Source organism: Streptomyces sp. NPDC045968, assembly GCF_056430475.1.
Window position 1 is genome coordinate 1,225,457 of sequence record NZ_JBWKLF010000001.1, and the last position, 17,665, is coordinate 1,243,121.

Annotated in this window: 15 protein-coding genes; 5 read left to right on the forward strand and 10 right to left on the reverse strand. The window is 70.7% G+C overall.

What is annotated here, in order from left to right; all coding sequences use genetic code 11:
• Positions 1-29 precede the first annotated feature (29 nt).
• The 3 genes from AC07FA_RS05360 to AC07FA_RS05370 are packed head-to-tail and all read right to left on the reverse strand — an operon-like array spanning position 30 to position 3,180.
• Entirely contained in the window at positions 30-944 is a 915-nt protein-coding gene (locus AC07FA_RS05360) for a carbohydrate ABC transporter permease (protein ID WP_479073328.1), read from the reverse strand.
• On the reverse strand, positions 941-1,867 hold the full coding sequence (locus tag AC07FA_RS05365; protein WP_479073329.1) for a carbohydrate ABC transporter permease: 927 nt from the start codon (positions 1,865-1,867) through the stop codon (positions 941-943). Before AC07FA_RS05365 ends, AC07FA_RS05360 begins: the two co-directional genes overlap by 4 nt.
• A complete protein-coding gene (locus AC07FA_RS05370) occupies positions 1,864-3,180 on the reverse strand; it encodes an extracellular solute-binding protein (protein WP_479073330.1) in 1,317 nt (438 codons plus the stop codon). Before AC07FA_RS05370 ends, AC07FA_RS05365 begins: the two co-directional genes overlap by 4 nt.
• Positions 3,181-3,360: 180 nt before the next feature.
• Here AC07FA_RS05370 and AC07FA_RS05375 point away from each other — a divergent pair, with 180 nt between their 5' ends.
• Both AC07FA_RS05375 and AC07FA_RS05380 read left to right on the forward strand, forming a co-directional pair.
• The gene (locus AC07FA_RS05375) at positions 3,361-5,406 is read left to right on the forward strand and encodes a beta-galactosidase (RefSeq protein WP_479073331.1); all 2,046 of its coding nucleotides are present in this window, start codon (positions 3,361-3,363) and stop codon (positions 5,404-5,406) included.
• 68 nt (positions 5,407-5,474) lie between these two features.
• On the forward strand, positions 5,475-7,031 hold the full coding sequence (locus tag AC07FA_RS05380) for a glycoside hydrolase family 53 protein (protein WP_479073332.1): 1,557 nt from the start codon (positions 5,475-5,477) through the stop codon (positions 7,029-7,031).
• A 3-nt stretch (positions 7,032-7,034) separates the two neighbouring features.
• Here AC07FA_RS05380 and AC07FA_RS05385 read toward each other — a convergent pair whose 3' ends face one another.
• The 6 genes from AC07FA_RS05385 to AC07FA_RS05410 all read right to left on the reverse strand — a co-directional run bounded on the left by AC07FA_RS05385 (position 7,035) and on the right by AC07FA_RS05410 (position 12,783).
• Positions 7,035-8,045, reverse strand: coding sequence for a VOC family protein (locus tag AC07FA_RS05385; protein ID WP_479073333.1), 1,011 nt, complete (start codon positions 8,043-8,045; stop codon positions 7,035-7,037).
• 85 nt (positions 8,046-8,130) lie between these two features.
• Complete coding sequence (gene thpD, locus AC07FA_RS05390; protein WP_479073334.1) at positions 8,131-9,024, reverse strand: ectoine hydroxylase; 894 nt, start codon at positions 9,022-9,024, stop codon at positions 8,131-8,133.
• Positions 9,025-9,027: 3 nt separating this feature from the next.
• Positions 9,028-9,426, reverse strand: a complete 399-nt coding sequence (locus AC07FA_RS05395; RefSeq protein WP_136328578.1) for an ectoine synthase — start codon at positions 9,424-9,426, stop codon at positions 9,028-9,030.
• A gap of 63 nt (positions 9,427-9,489) precedes the next feature.
• The gene (ectB, locus tag AC07FA_RS05400) at positions 9,490-10,752 is read right to left on the reverse strand and encodes a diaminobutyrate--2-oxoglutarate transaminase (protein WP_479073335.1); all 1,263 of its coding nucleotides are present in this window, start codon (positions 10,750-10,752) and stop codon (positions 9,490-9,492) included.
• A gap of 76 nt (positions 10,753-10,828) precedes the next feature.
• Positions 10,829-11,293: a diaminobutyrate acetyltransferase gene (gene ectA / locus AC07FA_RS05405; RefSeq protein WP_479073336.1), complete on the reverse strand. Its 465-nt coding sequence runs from the start codon at positions 11,291-11,293 to the stop codon at positions 10,829-10,831.
• A 383-nt stretch (positions 11,294-11,676) separates the two neighbouring features.
• Positions 11,677-12,783 carry a pyridoxal-phosphate-dependent aminotransferase family protein gene (locus tag AC07FA_RS05410; protein ID WP_479073337.1) on the reverse strand — a complete coding sequence of 369 codons (1,107 nt, stop codon included), beginning with the start codon at positions 12,781-12,783 and terminating at the stop codon, positions 11,677-11,679.
• Positions 12,784-12,887: 104 nt separating this feature from the next.
• Between AC07FA_RS05410 and AC07FA_RS05415 the strand changes: the two genes are divergently transcribed.
• Together AC07FA_RS05415 and AC07FA_RS05420 are read left to right on the forward strand one after the other, a co-directional pair.
• Entirely contained in the window at positions 12,888-13,988 is a 1,101-nt protein-coding gene (locus tag AC07FA_RS05415) for an amidohydrolase family protein (protein WP_479073338.1), read from the forward strand.
• A 322-nt stretch (positions 13,989-14,310) separates the two neighbouring features.
• Entirely contained in the window at positions 14,311-15,231 is a 921-nt protein-coding gene (locus AC07FA_RS05420) for an SCO1860 family LAETG-anchored protein (RefSeq protein ID WP_479073339.1), read from the forward strand.
• Between the two features lie 56 nt (positions 15,232-15,287).
• Here the strand turns inward: AC07FA_RS05420 and cobC are convergent, their stop codons facing one another.
• Entirely contained in the window at positions 15,288-16,829 is a 1,542-nt protein-coding gene (gene cobC, locus AC07FA_RS05425) for an Rv2231c family pyridoxal phosphate-dependent protein CobC (protein WP_479073340.1), read from the reverse strand.
• A 110-nt stretch (positions 16,830-16,939) separates the two neighbouring features.
• On the opposite strand from cobC, the gene AC07FA_RS05430 reads away from it, so the two are divergent.
• Positions 16,940-17,662 (forward strand): ZIP family metal transporter, encoded by a 723-nt coding sequence (locus AC07FA_RS05430; RefSeq protein ID WP_479073341.1) that lies wholly within the window; start codon positions 16,940-16,942, stop codon positions 17,660-17,662.
• The last annotated feature ends 3 nt before the right edge of the window (positions 17,663-17,665 follow it).

The window sequence follows — 17,665 nt, forward strand, 5'->3', positions numbered from 1 at the left end:
TCATCAAATGAAGCCCTGGTGAGGAGCTGTCAGGACTTTACGGCGCCGGAGAGCAGGTCGAGGCTCCAGAAGCGCTGAACGACCAGGAACAGAGCGATCAGCGGGATGATCGCCAGCAACGCGCCCGTGATCACCAGCGTATACAGGGCCGGGGTGTTCGACCCCTGCTGGAGCAGGGTGAAGAGACCCAGTGTCACCGGGAACTTCTCGTCGTCGCCGAGCATGATGTAGGGCAGCAGGAAGTTGTTCCAGACCGCGACGAACTGGAACAGGAACACCGTCACCAGGCCCGGCAGCATCATCGGCAGCGCGATGGTCCGGAAGATCCGCCATTCGCCGCCGCCGTCCATGCGCCCCGCCTCGATCACATCGGCCGGCACCGCGGCGCTCGCGTAGATGCGGGCCAGGTAGACGCCGTACGGGGAGAGGATCACCGGCAGCAGGACCGACAGGTACGAGTCGGTCATGTCGGCCTTCGCCAGCAGCAGGTACTGCGGCACGGCGAGGATCACCGGAGGCATCAGCACCCCGGCCATCAGGATGTTGAAGACGCTCTCGCGCCCCCGGAAGCGGTACACGGCCAGGGCGTAGCCCGTGATCGCGGACACCGCCGTGGACAGCAGGGCGCCGACCCCGGCGTAGAAGGCCGAGTTGGCCATCCACTGCCAGTACACGCCGTCCCGGTACGCCGACAGGTCGGCGACGTTGTCGGAGAAACCGGTGCCCGGCAGAAAGGTGAACGTGGAGAACAGCTCGCTGCCGGACTTCGTCGAGGCGACGAGAATCCAGGCGACGGGCAGCAGGCAGTAGGCGGCTCCGAGCAGCAGTACGGCCGTGGGGACGAGCGCGGGACGGCGGCGGACCGGCGGGCCCTGGGGGGTGCCGGGGGTGGTTCCGGCGGCGGGCGCCGCCTTGCGGATGTGCTGGGTGGCCAGGTCACTCATCGGGAATCGCCCTGCTTCGTACGGGAGTTGGCGGCGCGCAGGAAGCCGAAGGAAAGGGCCAGGGTGGCGACGGCGATGATGACGGCCTGCGCCGCGGCCGCGTAGATGTCGTTGTTGACGAAGGCGTCCTGGTAGACCTTCATCAGCGGACTCCACGTGGTGGAGAGCGAGTTGGTCAGGGGCTTCAGGGTCGTCGGTTCGCTGAACACCTGGAGCGTGGCGATGATCGAGAAGAAGAACGTCAGCACCAGCGAGGGCGCCACCATCGGGATCTTGATCCGGAGCGCGATCTGGAGCTGCGAGCAGCCGTCGAGCCGCGCCGCCTCGAACACCTCGGCCGGGATCGCCCGCAGCGAGGTGTAGATCACGATCATGTTGAAGCCGGTGCCGCCCCAGACCGCGATATTGGCCAGGGCGAGGTACAGCGGTCCGCCGTCGAGCAGATCGGGCTGCGGCAGCCCCGCCCTGTCCAGCAGGTAGTAGATCGGGCTGACGTCCGGCAGGTACAGGAAGCCCCACATCAGCGCGGCGACGACGCCCGGAATCGCGTACGGGAGGAAGATCGCCAGCCGGGTGAAGCCGCGCAGCCGGACCCGTTCGGTGTCCAGGAGCAGCGCGAACAGCAGGGCGAGTCCGAGCATGACGGGGACGACGATCACGCCGTACCCGAGGATGCGCAGCGCCCCGTACAGCAGCTCGGAGTCGGTGAGCGCGTCGGTGTAGTTGGCCAGGCCCGCCCAGACCTCGGTACGGGCGCCCTTGCCCAGGCCGAGGCCCGAGACCTCGGTCCTGCGGAAGCTGAGGTGGAGCGCGTAGCCGATGGGCAGGGCGAAGAAGAGCAGGAAGAGCAGGGTGGCGGGGATCAGGAACGCGTACGGGGCGCTCTTGACCCCGTACGGCGTCCTGCGGCGTGCGTGGGTCACTCGGAGACTCCGAAGCCCTGCTTCTTGAGGTCGGCGACGGTCGCGTCCTGCATCGCGGTCACGGCGGCCCCGAAGTCGGACCTGTTCTTGGCGGCCCGGGCGAAGTTGTCCTTGAAGGCGGTGTACGCGACGTTCACGTTCGGGCCCCAGGCGGCCGGGGCGGTGCCCTCGGCGATCTTGGCGGCCGTGGCGTAGAAGTCCGGCTGGTCGGGGAAGAAGGCGGGGGCCTGGGCGAGCGGGCCGCCGGTCTGCGCGGCCGTGGCGGCCGGGTAGATGCCGCTCTCCTTCACCAGGGCGGTGAGGGCGGTGGTGTCGGTGTTCAGCCACTTCGCGAAGGCCGCCGCGGCTTCCTTGTGCTTGGAGTCGTTGGTGACGGCGGTCGAGGAGCCGCCCCAGCTGCCCGTGGCGTTCTCCCCGGCGTTCCACTGGGGGAGCGGGGCCATGGCCCACTTGCCCTTGGTGTCGGGGGCCGCCGTGGTCAGGGTGCCGGGCGCCCAGACCGCGCTGACCCAGGCGACCTGCTTGCCGGTGTTGAGTGCCTTGTTCCAGGCCGGGGTGTACATCGGCTGGTTGTCTATCGCGCCCTCCTTGACCAGACCGCCCCAGAAGTCGGCGACCTTCTGGGTGGCCGGGTCGTCGATCGCGACCTTCCACTTGTCGCCGCCGGTGGTCCACCACTGGGCACCGGCCTGCTGGGCGAGGCCGGCGAAGAGGCCGGAGTCGTTGGACGAGAACGTGGTGAGGTCCTTGTCCGGCGCCTTCTTCTTCAGCGCGCGGGCCGTCTCGGCGAACTCGTCCCAGGTGGTCGGCACGGTCAGTCCGTACTGCTCGAACAGGTCCTTGCGGTAGTAGAACATCAGCGGGCCCGAGTCCTGCGGTATCGCGTACAGGGCGTCCGAGCCGAGCGTCGCCTGCTGCCAGATCCCCTCGGCGAACTCGTCCTCGGCGTCACCGGCCTCCTTGGAGATGTCGGCCAGCACGTCGTTGGAGACGAGTGTGGGGAGCGCCTGGTACTCGGCCTGGACCAGGTCGGGAGCCTTGTGCGCCTTGGCCGCGGTGATGATCTTGGTGACCAGGTCGTCGCCCGATGCCTGCTTCTTCACCGTGACCGTGATGCCGGCCTTCCTGCCCTCGCCCGCGTTCCAGATGTCCGCGACCTTGTCCAGACCGGGTGCCCATCCCCAGTAGGTGAGATCGACCGGGCCCGAGGCGTCCGGGGTCCCGCTGTCCCCGTCCGACGAGCCGCAGCCCGAGAGCAGAGCGGTGGCGGCCAGCACGGCGGCCGTGGACGCCGCGGCGATGCGGTACTTCATGGATTTCTCCCCTGACGAGAAAACGGGCAGTCAGCGACGACATGCGCTGTGAGCGTTCACAGTAGAGAAACGAAACCGACACTTGTCAATGGTTGTTGCTGTGCGGTTATGTTGGCTCCGCGCCACCGAGAGGGTGTGTGCACGTTCCCAGAAGTTGTACCAAGAGCCCAGGAGACACCCATGCCGCACCCCGTCGGCGCGAGCGCCCCGCTCGGCCTGTCCAAGCTGGCCTTCGGCGGTGACTACAACCCCGAGCAGTGGCCCGAGGAGGTCTGGCACGAGGACGTGGCGCTGATGCGGGAAGCCGGCATCACGATGGTCAGCGTCGGGATCTTCTCCTGGGCCCTCCTGGAACCCGAACCGGGCGTCCACGACTTCGGCTGGCTCGACCGGCTCCTGGATCTGCTGCACACCAACGGCATCCGCGCCGACCTCGGCACCCCCACCGTCGTCCCGCCCGCCTGGTTCTACCGCGCCCACCCCGACGCGCTGCCCGTCAGTCGCGACGGGGTGCGGTACGCCTTCGGGTCACGCGGCGCGATCTGCCACAGCTCGCCCGCCTACCGGGCGGCGGCGGCGGACATCACCGAGCGGCTCGCCCGCCGGTACGCGGACCATCCGGCCCTCGCCATGTGGCACGTCCACAACGAGTACGGCGTCCCGGTCAGCGCCTGCTACTGCGACCAGTGCGCCGTCCACTTCCGCCGCTGGCTCGCCGAACGGCACGGCTCGGCCGAGGCCGTCAACGAGGCCTGGGGCACCGCCTTCTGGGGGCAGCGCTACCGCAGCCTCGACGAGATCGACCCGCCCCGCACCACGCCGACGGTCGGCAACCCGGCCCAGCAGCTGGACTACGCCCGCTTCGCCGACGCCACCATGCGCGAGAACTTCTGCGCCGAGCGGGACATCATCCACCGGCTGGCTCCCGGCGTGCCCGTCACCACCAACTTCATGACCGCGCTCAGCCAGTGCGACTCCGTCGACTACTGGGCCTGGGGCCGCGAGGTCGACCTCGTCAGCAACGACCACTACCTGATCACCGACGGACGCCGCACCCATGTGAACCTCGCCATGGCAGCCGACCTCACCCGCTCGGTGGCGGGCGGCGCCCCCTGGCTGCTGCTGGAACACTCCACGAGCGGCGTCAACTGGCAGCCCCGCAACCCCGCCAAGCGCCCCGGCGAAATGGCCCGCAACAGCCTCGCGCACGTCGCCCGCGGCTCCGACGGCGCCATGTTCTTCCAGTGGCGCCAGTCCCGCCGCGGTGCGGAGAAGTTCCACTCGGCGATGGTCCCGCACGCCGGCACGGACTCGCGGATCTGGCGCGAGGTCACCTCGCTCGGTGCCGGCCTAGGCCTCCTGGAAGGCGTCCGGGGGACCCGGACCGTCGCGGACGCCGCGATGCTGTGGGACTGGCAGTCCTGGTGGGCGCAGTCCCTGGAGTGGCGCCCCAGCGACGAGCACGACGCCCGCGAACGCGCCGACGCCTTCTACGCCTCGCTCTACGACCGTCACCTGACCGTCGACTTCGCCCACCCCGAGGCCGACCTCTCCGCCTACCCCCTGATCGTCGTCCCGGCGCTCTACCTCGCCACCGAGGAGACCGGCCGCAATCTGCGCCGGTACGTCGAGGGCGGCGGCACGCTCGTCGTCTCGTACTTCTCGGGCATCGTCGACACCGACGACGCCGTGCACCCCGGACCGTACCCGGGCGTCCTGCGGGACGTACTGGGCCTCCACATCGAGGAGTTCTCCCCGCTCGGCGAGGGCGCAACGGTCCGTCTGATCACCCCCGAGGGCGCACCCCAGGGCCCCGACCTGACCGGCGACCTCTGGTCGGACGTCGTGATCCCACGCGGCGCCGAGACCGTCTGGTCGTACGCCGACGGCATCCCCGCCGGCCGCCCCGCCGTCACCCGCCACCGCCTGGGCGAGGGCACCGCCTGGTACGTCTCCACCCGGCTCTCCGGCCCCCACCTGGACGCCGTCCTGGACCGGGCCTGCGAGGACGCGGGAATCGCCCCCCGCACCGGCCTGCCGCACGACGTCGAGGTCGTACGCCGCGCGGGCGAGGGCGGCACGTACCTCTTCGTGATCAACCACACCGAGGAAGGCACCGAAGTGCCGCTGGACGCCCCCGGCACCGAACTCCTCACCGGAGAGCCCGCCAAGGACCACCTCGCCGTTCCGGCGGGCGCGGTCCGCGTCGTACGGCTCGACGTCTGAGGCGACCGCACCACCCCCGCACCGCCGCACACCTCCCGCACCGCACAACTGTCGAAGGGACATCGACGATGTACGGAACGTCGCACGGAAAGATCAGAGCCGCCGCAGCGGCAGCACTCGGAGGGCTGCTGTTCACCGCGCTCCCCGCCCAGACCGCCCACGCGGCCACCACCCCGGCCAACCCGGGCTTCGAGTCCGGCGCCACCGGCTGGTCCACCTACTCGGCGGGCGGCCAGAGCGCCGCCTCCTTCACCGAGGCGGGCGGCCACAGCGGCGGCACCCGGCTCAGCCACTGGTCCTCCTCCGCCTACAAGGTCGAGACCTACCAGTACCTCTCCGGTCTCACCGACGGCACGTACACCCTGAGCGCCTGGGTCCGTTCCGGCGGCGGGCAGAACTCGGCGTACATCGCCCTGCGCAACTGCGGCAGCGCCGAGCAGCGCACCGACCTGCCGCCCACCGCCGACGGCGCCTGGATACGCCTGGTCACCTCCGTCAAGGTGACCGGCGGCGCCTGCACCATCAGCCTCAACTCCGACGCCCACGCGGGGGAGTGGGCCAACTTCGACGACATCACCTTCACCCGGGGGACGACCGGGCTCGCCGTCAGGGGCGGTGACCTCTCCACCCTCCCGAAGAACGAGGCCCACGGCGCGACCTACCGCAACGCGAGCGGTGCGACCGGCGACGCCATGGGCATCCTGAAGAACTCCGGGATGAACTACGTACGCCTCAAGGTGTGGGTGAATCCGGCCGACGGCTACAACGACAAGGCCCACGTCCTGGCCATGGCCAAGCGCGCCAAGGCGCTCGGCATGAAGGTGCTCGTCGACTTCCACTACTCCGACGCCTGGGCCGACCCGGGCAAGCAGACCAAGCCCGCCGCCTGGGCCGGTCACAGCTACACCCAGCTGCGGACGGACGTCTACAACCACACGTACGACGTGCTGAACGCCCTCAAGGCCCAGGGCACCACCGCCGACATGGTGCAGATCGGCAACGAGACCAACGCCGGGATGCTCTGGCCCGAGGGTTCCACCGACAACTGGTCCCAGCTGGCCGGCCTGCTCACCTCCGGGGCCAACGCCGCGAAGGCCGTCTCCTCGGGTACGAAGGTGGCCCTGCACCTCGCCAAGGGCGGCGACAACGCGGGCACCCGCTGGTGGTTCGACAACGCGGTGTCGCGCGGCGTCCCGTTCGACGTCATCGCGCTCTCGTACTACGGGTACTGGCACGGCTCCCTGGCCGGGCTCCAGAACAACCTGGACGACGCAGCCGCACGGTATGGGAAGCCCGTCCTGATCGCCGAGACGGCCTACGCCCACACCCTCGCCGACGACGACGGCCTGGAGAACAACGTCGCCACGGCCGACCAGCTGGTCACCGGCTACCCGGCGACCCCGGCCGGCCAGGCCGCCAGCCTGCGGGACGTCATGAACGTCGTCGAGGCCGTGCCGAACGGCCGGGGTCTGGGCGCCGTGTACTGGGAACCCTCCTGGACCGCCGTCACCGGAAGCGGCTGGGACCCGGCGGACCCGTCCTCGGGCAACGCCTGGGAGAACCAGGCGGTGTTCGACTACGACGGGAAGCTGCTCCCGGCGGCGAGCTGGTTCTCCCACCGCTAGGAATCAGCCGAGCGGCGCGCCCCGCCACCGCCACGACGTCACGCGCTCACGGCCCGGCAGCTCGGCGCGGCCGGTGGACCAGAGCAGGACGGTCCACCGGTCCTCGTCGGCCGGGGCGTCGGGGAAGAGGCGGGCCAGGACCCGGTCGCACAGGGCGGCGGGCGGCGACCAGGTGATGCCGAGGCCCTCGGCGACGTCGTGGGTGTGCACCAGCGTCTCCACGATGCCCATGGCCGCGAATCCCTCCGCGTCGGAGATCCCGTACGAGTGGTACGAACGGACCTCCGGAGCGGTCGTGCGGACCATCGCCGACAGCAGCGCGCCGCACGCCTCCAGCGTCTGGAGCAGTCCGGCGGTTCCGGAGGCGGGGTCGGTGAAGACGGCGTTCGCGGGACCGCCCTCGCGGCGCCTGTCCCAGTGGAAGGAGACCTCGTCGTCCAACGGCGGCGTCCGGGGGCCGAGCTGGGCCGCGTACGCGAAGAGATCGTCGTTCAGATGCTCCACCGTCTCCCAGCAGGTCCATGTGAGAGTCCCCGCCGGAATGTGCCAGTCGTCCGCCGGGGACTCCTTGAGCGCCGCGACCGCGAGACGCACCGCCGACGTCACGTCGTCCGCGGTGACCGGCAGCCGGGTCCCGGACAGCCGGGCGCGTTCCGCGGCACTGCACTCCACACAGAACTCGTTGCCCTCCGGGTCGGCCAGGGTCGCCCAGCCGCGCCCGTTCGGCTTGCGGTGATCGCCGACCAGCGTGGCGCCGAGCGACAGCAGCCGCTCCACCTCCTCGTCCCGCGTCCGGTCGTCGGGCTGGATGTCGAGGTGGAGGCGGTTCTTGGTGCTCTTGGGCTCGGGCACGGAGATGAACAGCAGGGCCGCGCCGGGCGCCTCGACGAGGGCCTCGGGATCACCGGGCACGTCGTCGTCGGACAGCGGGGCGCCCAGCACCTCGGACCAGAAGGCCGCCAGCTCGTAGGCGTCGGCGCAGTCGATGGTGATATGGCGTACGTGAGAAGTCATGGGCGCCACTGTCGCGTTCCGTGGCGCCCCCGGTCCAGTCGGTTTAGGCGGGGGCGACCGCCCCCGCCCGAACCGTCCCGGTGTGTCACTTCACCGGAGTGAAGTCCCGCGCCCCGATGAACTCCGGGCGGCGGATCGGAGCCGCGAAGGGCTCCTGAGCGGCGTTCTCCACGCTGTTGAAGACGATGAAGACGTTGCTGCGCGGATACGGGGTGATGTTGTCCCCCGAGCCGTGCATGCAGTTGCAGTCGAACCAGGTCGCCGAACCGGCCGCGCCCGTGAAGAGCTTGATGCCGTGCCGCTCGGCCATCTTCGTCAGCGCCTCGTCGGACGGGGTGCCCGCGTCCTGCATCTGGAGGGACTTCTTGTAGTTGTCCCGCGGTGTCTCGCCCGCACAGCCCAGGAACGACTTGTGCGAACCGGGCATGATCATCAGCCCGCCGTTGGTGTCGTGGTTCTCGGTCAGCGCGATCGAGACGGACACCGTCCGCATGTTCGGCAGACCGTCCTCCGCGTGCCAGGTCTCGAAGTCCGAGTGCCAGTAGAAGCCCGAAGCCCCGAAGCCCGGCTTGACGTTGATCCGCGACTGGTGGACGTACACGTCCGAGCCGAGGATCTGGCGGGCCCTGCCCACCACCCGCTCGTCGCTGACCAGCCGGGCGAAGACCTCGCTGAGCCGGTGGACCTCGAAGACAGAACGTACCTTCTGCGACTGCGGCTCGATGATGGACCGTTCGTCGGCCCGCACCGCCGGATCGGCGATCAGCCGCTCCAGTTCGGCGTGGTGGACGGCCACCTCCTCCGGCGTGAGCAGCTGGTCGACGGTGAGGAATCCGTCCCGCTCGAACCCCTGGAGGTCCTTCACGGTGACCGGCCCGGGTGCGCCGGGCGCGGACCAGATGACCGGGTCCTGGCGGGGAGTGGTCATCTCGGCGGCGCCGCGCGACGGGTACAGGTCTGCGCGTACATCGGTGGTCATGGTTCAGCCCTCCTCGGTGAGCAGCGGGTAGACACCGTTCTCGTCGTGGTCCTCCCGTCCGGTGACGGGAGGGTTGAAGACGCAGACGCAGCGGAAGTCGGTCTTGGGCCGCAGCGTGTGGTGCTCGTGCCCGTCCAGCAGGTACATCGTGCCGGGGGAGATCCAGTGCTTCTCGCCGGTCTCGTCGTTGGTGAGCTCGGCCTCGCCCTCGGTGCACAGCACGGCCTCGATGTGGTTCGCGTACCACATCGACGTCTCCGTGCCCGCGTACAGCACCGTCTCGTGGAGCGAGAAGCCCACCTTCTCCTTGGCGAGCACGATGCGCTTGCTCTCCCAGGTGCCGGAGGCGGCCTTCACATGCCGGTCGGTGTTCTCGATGTCACTGAACGATCGGACGATCACGGTGGGTTGGTGCCTTTCTCTCTGCGGTGGTGCTTCTTCGGGCCCGGCCCGGGTCTCCCCGGGTCAGGCGGTCTCTCGGACGCAGCGGGCCAGCGTGCGCAGGCCCTCGTCCAGCTCGTCGGGGGTCACGGTCAGCGGCGGCAGCAGCTTCACGACCTCGCTCTGCGGACCCGAGGTCTCCAGGAGCAGGCCCAGCTCGAAGGCGCGGGCGCAGACCGCGGAGGCGCGGGCGGGGTCGGGGAACTCCATGCCCCAGACCAGGCCGCGGCCACGGAACTGCGCGGTGGCCTCCTCGCCGCAGATCGCCAGCAGTGCCTGCTCGACCTGCTCGCCGCGGGCCAGGGTCTGCTTCTCCATCTGACCGTCCGCCCAGTAGGCGTCGAGCGCGGCGGCGGCGGTCACGAAGGCCGGGTTGTTGCCGCGGAAGGTGCCGTTGTGCTCGCCCGGCTCCCAGATGTCCAGCTCCGGCTTGAACAGGCAGAGGGACATGGGCATGCCGTAGCCGCTGATCGACTTGGACAGCGTCACGATGTCCGGCGTGATCCCGGCCTCCTCGAAGGAGAAGAAGCCGCCGGTCCGGCCGCAGCCCATCTGGATGTCGTCGACGATGAGCAGCATGTCCTGGCGGTGGCACAGGTCCTGGAGCGCGCGCAGCCACTCGGCGCGGGCCACATTGATGCCGCCCTCGCCCTGGACGGTCTCCACGATCACGGCGGCGGGCTTGTTGAGCCCGGACCCCTGGTCCTCCAGAAGCCGCTCGAACCAGAGGAAGTCCGGCACCTGGCCGTCGAAGTAGTTGTCGAACGGCATCGGCGTGCCGTGCACCAGGGGGATACCGGCGCCGGCCCGCTTGAAGGCGTTGCCGGTGACGGCGAGCGAGCCGAGCGACATGCCGTGGAAGGCGTTGGTGAACGAGACGACGGACTCGCGGCCCTTGACCTTACGGGCCAGTTTCAGCGCCGACTCGACGGCGTTGGTGCCGGTCGGGCCGGGGAACATCACCTTGTACGGCAGGTCGCGCGGGCGCAGGATCACGTTCTGGAAGGTCTCCAGGAAGGCGCGCTTGGCCGTGGTGGCCATGTCGAGGCCGTGGGTGATGCCGTCGCGCTCGATGTAGTCGAGCAGCGCGCGTTTCAGCACCGGGTTGTTGTGGCCGTAGTTGAGCGATCCGGCGCCGGCGAAGAAGTCGAGGTACGAGTGGCCGTCCTCGTCCGTCAGCCGGGCGCCCTGAGCACGGTCGAAGACCGCGGGCCAGCCGCGGCAGTAGCTCCGTACTTCCGATTCCAGGGTCTCGAAGACGCTCAATGCCGGCGGGGTGATGGTCACAGCGGATCTCCTGCGTGAGAGGGGGGTGGTGGGACGGGCTGTTCTCGGGGTGCCGCGGGGATGCCCGGGGGCACGCTCAGGTGTGGAACGGGCCGATGCGGTACAGCACTTCCGGCAGGTGTGTTCCCTCGGGGAACAGCCCGCCGTCGAAGAGCACCTCGTGCTCCACGCCCACGTCGTGGCGGAGCGCGTAGGAGGTGAACAGCCGGTCGGACGCGGTGTTGTCCGGGGTGATGGTGGTCTCGACCGAGACCAGCCCCTGGTCGGCGGTGACCCGTGTGGTCAGCGCGTCCAGCAGGGTGGCGGCCAGCCCCTTCCCGCGGTGCGCCTGGTCGACGGCCACCTGCCAGACGACGAGCGTCTGCGGGCGGTCCGGGCGGATGTACCCCGTCACGAAGGCGATGGCGTCGCCGTTCTCGTCGCGGGCGACCACGGAGGTCGCCGCGAAGTCACGGCACCACAGCAGGTAGCTGTACGAGGAGTTGAGGTCCAGGACCTCGGAGTCGCGGGCAATGCGCCAGATCGCGGCTCCGTCCTCCACTCGCGGGGTGTCGATTTTGAGGAATTCGCTTCGGGCACGTGCAAAATCTGCTGGTGCGGCGGTCATGCGAATTGAATTTACCCAGCAAAAATCGAAATTGCATCGAGCAAAGGGGTTGGGTGAGTGGCCTCCTTGTGTTATCACGCGGGCGCGTGCCTTCGCGTGAAACGGCGGCGACTTCTCCCAGTTTGACCGGAATTTATCCGGCATAACGTCCGCCGTGTGGAGTCGGTCACAGGCTTGTAACTCTGGGGAGACGCGTCCGAATCAAGAGGATCGCTCTTGATGAAGCTCTTACGTTTAGGGCCAGGGAAAGCGGGAAGAAGAATGCGGGGAGCTGCTCTCGATAAAGCATCTCCCCGCATTTATGAATTCTTGTGGAGTTATTCGTTCGGCCAGGTTTCCGATACGGCCTTGCGGGCAGCCTCGACATCGACCTGCCTGCCCGTGTCGGCCAGCGCCGACCCCAGAGCCGCGAGCGAGGACAGCACCGCGCCCCGCGTCGCATCCACACCGTAGTGATTGACCCGGATCATCTCCTTGGACAGCGCCCCGCCCCCCGCGATCAGCGGCAGCGACGGGTCGGCGGCGAGCGCCCGCGCGACCAGCGAGGCGGCATCGACCCCCGCGGGGGCGCGCAGCGTCGTGGCGACCGGCGCCGCGTCCCGCGCGTCCTCGACGTACGGCTCCAGGCCCCCGCCGAGCGCCAGGGCGCCCGCCCGGGTCGCCGCCGCGGCCGAGGCATGGCGGGCCATCACCGCGTCCAGGCCCTCGTTCTCGATCCGCTCCACACAGGCTTCCAGCGCCAGCATCTCCAGCTGCGCCGGCGCGTGCAGCAGCGTGGTGCGGCCACCGTCGATCCAGCGCTCCTTCCAGTCCAGCAGCGAGAGGTAGGAACGGCGCGGAGCCCGGGGGTTGGCGGCGATGCGCTCCCAGGCGCGCTCGCTCACCGACACCGCCGACACCCCGGCGGGACCGCCCATCGCCTTCTGCGCGCCGATCACGCACAGGTCGACGCCCCAGGCGTCGGGCAGCAGCGGTTCGGCGCCCACCGAGGCGACGGCGTCCAGCATGAACAGCGCGCCGTGCGCCCGGACCACCTCACCGATCTCCGCGACCGGGTTGGTGTTGCCGGTCGCGGCCTCGGCGTGGACGAGCGAGACGAAGTCGATCTCCGGGTGCTCGGCCAGCGCCCGCGCGACCTGGTCGGCGGTGACCGCCGTGTGGAACGGCACCGAGAGATCGACGACCTCGGCCCCGCAGTCCCGCAGCCAGTTCCCGAAGGTCTGCCCGTAGGGGCCCGTCACGATGTTCAGCGCGGCCGAACCGGGCCGCGCGCCGCCCCGGATGCAGCCTTCGAGGGGAAGCAGCGCCTCGCCCTGCATGATGACGACGTCCGCCTGCGTGGCGAGGAGACCGGCCACCCGCCGCTCGATGGCCGCGAAACGCGCGGCGGTGAGCGGGGCGAGGTCGAGGAAGGGGTGCGTCACGGTGGTGCTCTCTTCGGATCGGTCAGTGGTTCGGCGCACGGTCGGCCGACCGCGTACGAACAGTGCTTGGTCGAGGGTACCGAGGGCCTCGTACAGTGCCGCCTATGAGCGATCACGAAGAGCCGCGGGTGCTGCGGGTGAAGGGGCGGGTGCTCGTCGGCCCGGACGAGATCCGGGACGAACTCTGGGCCGTGGACGGGCGGATCACGTACCGGCGGCCACCGGGCGCGGACGACGCGGTGACCCTCACCGGCTGGGCGCTGCCGGGCCTGGTGGACGCCCACTGCCATGTCGGTCTCGACCGCCACGGCCCCGTCGACGAGGCGACGAGCGAGAAGCAGGCGCTCACCGACCGGGAGGCGGGCACGCTGCTCGTCCGGGACGCCGGATCGCCCTCCGACACCCGGTGGATCGACGACCGCGAGGACCTGCCGAAGATCATCAGGGCGGGCCGTCACATCGCCAGGACCCGCAGGTACATCCGTAACTACGCCCATGAGATCGAGCCCGGCGACCTCGTCGCCTTCGTCGCGCGGGAGGCGCGGCGCGGTGACGGCTGGGTGAAGCTGGTGGGTGACTGGATCGACCGGGACGCCGGGGACCTGACGGCGTGCTGGCCGCGCGGCGAGGTCGAGGCGGCCATCGCCGAGGCGCACCGGCTGGGGGCCCGGGTCACCGCCCACTGTTTCGCGGAGGTGGCGCTGCGCGACCTCGTGGAGGCCGGGATCGACTGCATCGAGCACGCGACGGGGCTGACCGAGGACACCATCCCGCTCTTCGCCGAGCGCGGCGTGGCGATCGTCCCGACCCTGGTCAACATCGCCACGTTCCCGGACCTGGCGGCGGGCGGCGAGGCGAAGTTCCCCCAGTGGTCGGCCCATATGCGCCGGCTGCACGAGCGCCGCTACGACACGGTGCGCGCCGCCTACGACGCGGGTATCCCGGTCTTCGTCGGCACCGACGCGGGCGGCTCGCTGGCCCACGGCCTGGTCGCGGCGGAGGTCGCCGAACTGGTCAAGGCCGGCATCCCGCCCCTCGATGCCCTTTCCGCGACGGCCTGGGGTGCCCGGCAGTGGCTCGGCAGGCCGGCCCTGGAGGAGGGCGCCCCGGCCGACCTGGTGGTGTACGACGAGGACCCGCGTGCGGATGTACGGGTGCTGGCGGCGCCCCGCAGGATCGTGCTGAACGGGCGCGTGGTCGGCTGACCCGATGATCGGGCCGGGTGCGGCGCCGTGTTGACAGCCAGTGACCGGGGCGGGTGCACCTCGTTGAAGCACCTCTGCGCGCACCCGCCTCGGCGGTTGTCCCACCCCGCACGCTCCGTGGAACGGGTGACTCCGGGGAACGCGCGTGCCGAAAGAATCGAATACGCACACGGAAACCCCCCTTTGGGGTGAACTCACTTCAGGTATCCGCCAGTTCACCCTCCGTGCGTAAGGATTCACGGAGTCGAGGCCACCGGCGCCCGCGATGTCCCCCATTGGGCGGCGCCGGTGGCTCCATGTCTCTTGTGGGGGTTCCACCATCTTGAACAGCAACACCTTCCGCCTCGCCGCCCTGGCGGTCGCCGCCGCCCCTGTCGCGCTGCTTGTCGCCGTTCCCGCGCAGGCCGCCACCGCGACCACCGTCACCGGCGACGGAAAGGCGAGCGCGGTCGTGCTCCGTACCGCACTCGATGTCTCACTCGTCAACAAGACGGTCAACGTCCCGCTGAAGGCCACGCTCAACGAGGTGCGGGCTCCCGCGAGCGCCGAGAAGACCGCGCTCAGCGTCCAGCTCGACGGGGTGAACGGGGGGAACCCCTTCAGTCTCCTGAAGGCCGATGCCGCCACGGCGAAGGCGACCGTGGACGAGCACAGGGCCGAGGGCCGGTCGAACGTCGCGAAGGCGACGGTCCACGTGCCAGGACTGCCGCTCCTCTCGCTCATCGAGGTCGAGAAGGTCACCTCCAGCGCCGTGTGCGAGGTCGGGCGGAAGCCGGTCGCGGAGTCCAACGTGCTCGGCCACGTCTCGGTCCTCGGCAAGAAGGTCACGCTCACCGCGGGCGGCACCACCCGTGTGGAGGTGCCGGGCGTCGGAGAGATCACCCTCGACCTGTCGAGGACCGGGACCACCTCGCGTACGGCGGCGGCCGTCGCGCTCCAGCTCAAGGTGTCGGTGAATCCGCTCGAACTCAACGTCGCCGAGGTGCACGGCGAGGTGACGCTGGCCGAGGCGACCTGTGAGACGCCGAAGGCCCCGGAGAAGCCGCGCGGCACCGACGGGGGCTCGACCGGCGGCGAGGTGAAGCCGCAGACGGGGTCCGGCCCCGCCCCGGCCGCCGAGAAGCCGAACCTCGCGGAGACCGGCGGCAGTTCCACCACCCCGTACATCGCGGGCGGCGCGGCGCTGCTGCTGGCCGCAGGCGCCGCGGCCACCGTGGTGGCCCGCAGGCGCGCCCAGGGCTGACAGGGGGCTTGCCGGACGGGCTTGACGCGCAAACGCCCGTCCGGCAAGCACACGGCCTAGCCCACGGGTCTCCAGGGCAGCGCCTGGAGAGCCTGGTCGAAGGCCTGGAGGAAGCGGTTGGTCGTCGCACGGTCCCTAACGGCCAACCGCAGCCACTCGGGCCCCAGCCCAGGGAAGGTGTCACCGCGCCGCGCCGCGAACCCGAGATTCCGCAGCCGCTCCCGGATCTCCGCCGCCCGCTCCACCCGGAGCAGGACGAACGGCCCCTCGGCCGGCTCCACCACCCGTACCTCGCCGAACTCCGCGAGACCGGCCAGCAGATGGGCCCGGTCCACCGCTATCCGGTCGGCCGCCCCGGCCGCCTCGGCCAGCGCCCGCGGCTCCATACACGCCTCGGCCGCCGCCAGCGCGGGGGAGGACACCGGCCACAGCGGCTGCGCCTCCTGAAGGACGGCGATCGTCGCCGGGTCGGCGAGCACATAACCGATCCGGAGCCCGGCGAGCCCCCAGGTCTTGGTGAGACTGCGCAGGACGACGAGCCCGGGAACGTCGGTGCGCCCGCAGAGTGCCTCCCGCTCGCCCGGCACGGCGTCCATGAACGCCTCGTCGACCACCAGCGTCCGCCCCGGGCGGGCCAACTTCTCCAGCGCGCCCGCCGGGTGGAGCACCGAGGTCGGGTTGGTCGGATTGCCGATCACCACCAGATCGGCGTCCTCGGGCACCGCCGCCGGGTCCAGCAGGAAGCCGTCCTCGGGGCGCAGCAGCACCCGCCCCACCTCGTGCCCGGCCGCCCGCAGCGCCGCCTCCGGCTCGGTGAACTGCGGATGCACGACGACCGGCCGCCGGGCGGGCAGCGCACGGGCGATCAGCACGAACGCCTCGGCCGCACCCGCCGTCAGCAGCACCCGCTCCACCGGCAGCCCGTGCCGCGCGGCGACGGCGGCCCGCGCGGGCCGCCCGTCCGGATAAGCGGCCAGCGAGCCCAGCGACACGGCGATCCGCTCGCGCAGCCAGTCGGGCGGCGTCCCGGTCCGTACGTTCACGGCGAGGTCGGTCAGATCGTGGCCGCGTACTTCCGCGTCACCGTGGTGGCGCAGGTCGGGGCCGGTGACGTCGAGGTCCTTCGTGGGGGGGTTCATGGCAGCCATGGTGAACGGCTCCGGCCCGTACGTCACTGGTGGGGCGGGCATCGATTCGGCGACGGACCGCCGGGCCACGGCGCAGGTCACCGAAGAGCCGCCCCCGCCCCCGGGGGCCGACTTCCGTTTGGGGACCAGCAGTTCGCCCCCGCCGATCAGCGCGGCGGCCTCCGCGACCGACGGTGTCCCCACCGAGTCCCGTACCGCGCCGGACGGATGCGGTACGCGGACCAGGGCCAGCTCCCGCGCCCGGTGGACGCGCACCGGCACCCCGAGCGCGGCCGCCGCGTCCACGATCCCCGGCTCGTGGGCCTTCGCGTCGACGGTGGCCAGCTCCACGACATCGGCCGCGTCGAGTCCCGCCGCGCCGAGCGTCGCGACGATCAGCTCCAGGACTTCGTCGGCCGGCACGCCTTTGCGGGCGCCGACGCCCACGACGAGGAAGACGGGGCGGTTCACGGTGCGGAGTCCTTTCGTACGCGGACACCCTGAGTACAGGTCACGGGAGGCGGGCCGGGTGAGGGCGCCCTGAGATGCGCGCGAGGGGGACGATCGGCTAGCAAGGGGCCATGGCGGTGTTCGTCGCGCTCGGCGCGTTCCTGATGACTCTGGCCGGCGGCTGGGTCGCGCAACGCGTCACCGACCGCCGCCACCTGGTGCTCGGCCTCGCGGGCGGGCTGATGCTCGGTGTCGTCGGCCTCGACCTCCTGCCCGAGGCGATCGAGGCAGCGGGCGGCGAGGTCTTCGGCGTGCCGGCCGCCCTTCTGCTGTTCGTGGGCGGCTTCCTGGTGGCCCATCTGGTCGAGCGGCTGCTCGCCGGACGCCAGGCGGCACACGGCGCGGGCGACGCGCGGGTGCCGCAGGTCGGCCTGACCGCGGCGGCGGCGATGGTGGGCCACAGCCTCATGGACGGCGTCGCGCTCGGCGCCGCGTTCCAGGTCGGCGGCGGCATGGGCGCCGCCGTCGCACTCGCCGTGATCACCCATGACTTCGCCGACGGATTCAACACGTACACCCTCACCAGGCTCTACGGGAACGCCCGCCGCAAGGCGATGCTGATGCTCTTCGCGGACGCGCTGGCCCCGATCGTGGGCGCGGCGACGACGCTGCTGTTCACCCTTCCGGAGGAACTGCTCGGCTGCTATCTCGGCTTCTTCGGCGGCGCCCTGCTCTACCTCGCCGCCGCCGAGATCCTGCCCGAGGCGCACCACACCCACCCGGCCCGCTCGACGCTGCTGTGCACCGTCGCGGGGGTGGGCTTCATCTGGCTGGTCGTGGGCGTCGCCGAGTGAGTG